At 66.3% G+C, this 3377-nt stretch carries 2 protein-coding genes; one reads left to right on the top strand and one right to left on the bottom strand.

The window, feature by feature from the left end:
• Positions 1–112: 112 nt before the first annotated feature.
• Positions 113–1297: a pyridoxal phosphate-dependent aminotransferase gene (locus tag ACFPGP_RS13805; RefSeq protein WP_378591044.1), complete on the top strand. Its 1185-nt coding sequence runs from the start codon at positions 113–115 to the stop codon at positions 1295–1297.
• Between the two features lie 1053 nt (positions 1298–2350).
• On the opposite strand, the gene ACFPGP_RS13800 is transcribed toward ACFPGP_RS13805, so the two are convergent.
• Positions 2351–2656, bottom strand: coding sequence for an antibiotic biosynthesis monooxygenase family protein (locus tag ACFPGP_RS13800; RefSeq protein ID WP_378591042.1), 306 nt, complete (start codon positions 2654–2656; stop codon positions 2351–2353).
• Positions 2657–3377: the final 721 nt, after the last annotated feature.

Genomic DNA, 3377 nt, shown 5'->3' with positions numbered 1-3377 from the left:
GGATCAAAATCATGAGTCAACCCCGCCCCATCACCTCACCCCGTGCACCCGCTGCGGTGGGGCCCCACGTGCAGGCGATCATCCACGACGGAGTGCTGTGACACTGCCAGGCGTGACCAACCGCTGGCAGATCGCGTCCCGGGCGAACGTCCCGCCGTTCCACGTGATGGACCTGCTGGCGGCCGCCGCCGAGCGGCAGCGCACCCACGGAGACATGCTGAACCTGGTCGCCGGCCAGCCGAGCAGCGGCGCCCCCCAGGCCGTCCGGGACGAGGCGATCCGGCTGCTCAACGGCGACGACCCGCTCGGCTACACGGTCGCCAGCGGGGTGCCCGAGCTGCGCGCAGCCATCGCCGGGCACCACCGACGGACCCACGGCATCGACGTCACCGCAGACGACGTCATCGTGACCACCGGCTCCAGCGGCGGCTTCCTGCTGGCGTTCCTGGCCGCCTTCGAGCCGGGTGACCGGGTGGCGATGGCCCGCCCCGGCTACCCGTGCTACCGCAACGTGCTCGAGGCGCTCGGTTGCGAGATCGTCGAGATCGGCTGCGGCGCCGAGACCCGGTTCCAGCCGACCGTGCATCAGCTCGAGGAGCTGGAGCGGCCGGTGCGCGGCCTGGTCGTCGCGAGTCCCGCCAACCCTACCGGCACGATGCTGCTGCCCGACGAGCTCGCGGCCCTGGCCGGCTGGTGCGAGAGCAACGGCGTACAGCTGATCAGCGACGAGATCTACCACGGCATCGAGTACGCCACCCTGGACGGCGCTGCCCCGCTAGCCCGCTCCGCGTGGGAGACCAGCCGCGAGGCGGTCGTGTTCGCGAGCTTCTCGAAGTACTTCTCGATGACCGGCTGGCGGATCGGCTGGATGCTCGTCCCGGAGAGGATGCGGCGCGCGGTCGACGTGCTCACCGGCAACTTCACCATCTGCCCACCGGTGATCGCCCAGTGGTCCGCGATCGCCGCCTTCAGCGACCCGGCGTACGCAGAGCTCGACGCGCACGTCGCGCGGTACGCCGACAACCGGCGACTGCTCCTCGACGGGCTCGCCGCACTGGGCATCACCCGACTGGCGCCGGCGGACGGGGCGTTCTACGCCTACTCCGACATCGGCCATCTCACCGACGACTCGATGGCCTGGAGCAGGCGGCTGCTCGCCACCACCGGCATCGCGCTGGCGCCGGGGATCGACTTCGACACGGAGCAGGGCCACCGCTTCGTCCGCTTCAGCTTCGCCGGGCCACGTGCCGACATCGAGCGGGCCCTCGACCGGTTGTCCACAGCTCTGCGGACCTGAGGTTTTCGCGGCCGCGGCGCGGGCACGCTTCCTTGCACACGACGGGTGAGGAGGAGGCCATGTACGGCGACACCACCGTGATCAGACAGCTGGGCCGCGCCCTGCGCCACCAGGCGGAGGAGACTCTGTGCTCTGAGCACCCCATGGTCGGTGGTGGCCGCAGCCCCCGTGGGCAGATCCCGTGGCCACGGCCGGGCAGATCTCGTGACCGTCAGCGGGCAGGTTTCATGACCGCCCTTGGGCAGTTCCTACTGTCCCTTGACAAGCCGCTTGTCTTGATCGCCGAGTACAGGTCCCACATGTGGTCAAGGTGCTGGGGTGATACGTCGGTGAGCGGCAGAGTCGATGGGAGGTGTCGCAGTTTCCCGTTGACGATCGTGCGGAGAGGCCCGGGGTTCATCAGGGCGCGTCCCGCGTTCGCTGGGACACGTTGGTCGACAGTACTGTGGCGCCAGAACGACTACACCCTCCGCGCGCCCGACTGGTTCGGCGGCGATCTCACCCTTCGACACGACCTGGTGAACCAGATCCGATCGGGGGATGGGCTATGAGTCAGGTTCGAACGACTTATCGCGGACCAGCTGTTTGACCTGGCTTCGACCGGTGCCGAAGACCGATGCCGAAGACCGGGGTCGTCGAGCGGGCGTCATACCGGAGCCGTTACGACTCACCCCCCGGTAGACGTAAACGGCGGCTCGCCTGATGTGGGTTGACTCGTCCCAGCACGCCCGTCCGGTGAAGATCCCGGGGCTGGGGCATCGTACGGTTCAACAAGGCGTTCGTAGCGCAGGTGCTTGCACGCTCACTATCGTGTGTTGGCGGGCGGGATCTACCGAGGCGCTTTGAGCGTTCAGGTGCACATTGCCCTTGTTGGTAGCGGCACCTCTCCAGCACGTTCAAGATGACACCGATTCGTGCAGCAGACCCGTTACGTCGCCCAAGACTTCTACCGCCTACTGGAAAACACGGCCACAGCTGCTTGACGAAGCATAGGACGGCCACAGCTGCTTGACGAAGCATAGGAGCGTCTGTGATCTCCCATCAGGGAGATCATCAGGCCTCCGCGCGTGCATCCTGGATGACGTCGTACCAGACAGTCTGGTGGGGTTCCGCCTGCAACTCGTCCAGTCTGGTCCGGGTGTCGAGGAACTCCGGGTCCTCGTGCCAGGACTCCCAATCCTGCCGGCCTCGCCAGGTTCCTACGATGACCCTGGTATCGGGGGAGTCCTCGGGGGCGAGCAGTTGTCCGGAGATCCAGCCGTCGCGACGATGGGCCGACCGGAACCGATGGATGATCAGACTGTCCCACTCGTCTCTCGAGTCGGGGCGGAGCGTCATCGTCGTGACGACGGTCATCATGTTGACCTCCTGAGGGGGCGGACTTCTCGGCCAAGGCGGAGCTGGTGAACTTCCTCAGGCTACGCCTGAGAGCCGTCGATAGGACAGGCGCTCGGACGCGTCACTCGCTCCAAGTGCGGTGCAGGGCTTTCGCCAGCCCCCACACGCCACGCTCTGTAGTTGGTCTTTCTGGTCCAGCACACGGAGGTTCTGCCAGAGCGGCACAGCGCCGAGTGCCAGTCCGCATGGAGCGCTATCACCGCCGACGCGAGTTCCCGGTCGGACAACGTGCTGGTGTTGACCCGCAGAGATCTCAGGGCTTGTCGAGGTTCCCGGACGTGGGCGACTCGCCCTTGCACTCTCCCTATTGAACTTTGGCGGGGGAGAACATGCGACGGGGCATGGTTCGACGAGTGCCGGCCCAGCAGCCAATGGGTGGATGCCAAGCAGCTGCGGGACGAGGCCGCCGGTGGCTGCTCGGCCATGGCTCGTGGGGCACACGGACGAGATGGAGTGCGACCTGCTTTCCCGCAGACTCGAAGGTGTCCACAAACAGGCCAGAAACTCTGTCAAGAGCATTCAACCATCGCAAACGCGAACGCACTAGATTTCAGCGTTTGCCCAGGTCAGATGCCACTTATCGGCAGAAGTTGTCAACTAGTGTCAGTCGCTCAAGGCGACAGAGCCCCGCGGGGTGGTGGGCTTTGAGGGGATCCTCGGTGCCCTACTCGCCGCTCTCGAT

The sequence above is a fragment of the Nocardioides taihuensis genome, assembly GCF_042657275.1.
In the GTDB taxonomy this organism is placed as follows: domain Bacteria; phylum Actinomycetota; class Actinomycetes; order Propionibacteriales; family Nocardioidaceae; genus Nocardioides; species Nocardioides taihuensis.
The sequence above is the reverse complement of the archived record's forward strand: the minus strand, read 5'-3'. Positions and strand labels throughout refer to the sequence as shown.

What these genes read in the sequence shown, in the direction of transcription:
- ACFPGP_RS13800 (WP_378591042.1), bottom strand. Translation starts at nt 2,656, where the DNA reads ATGATGACCGTCGTCACGACGATGACGCTCCGCCCCGACTCGAGAGAC.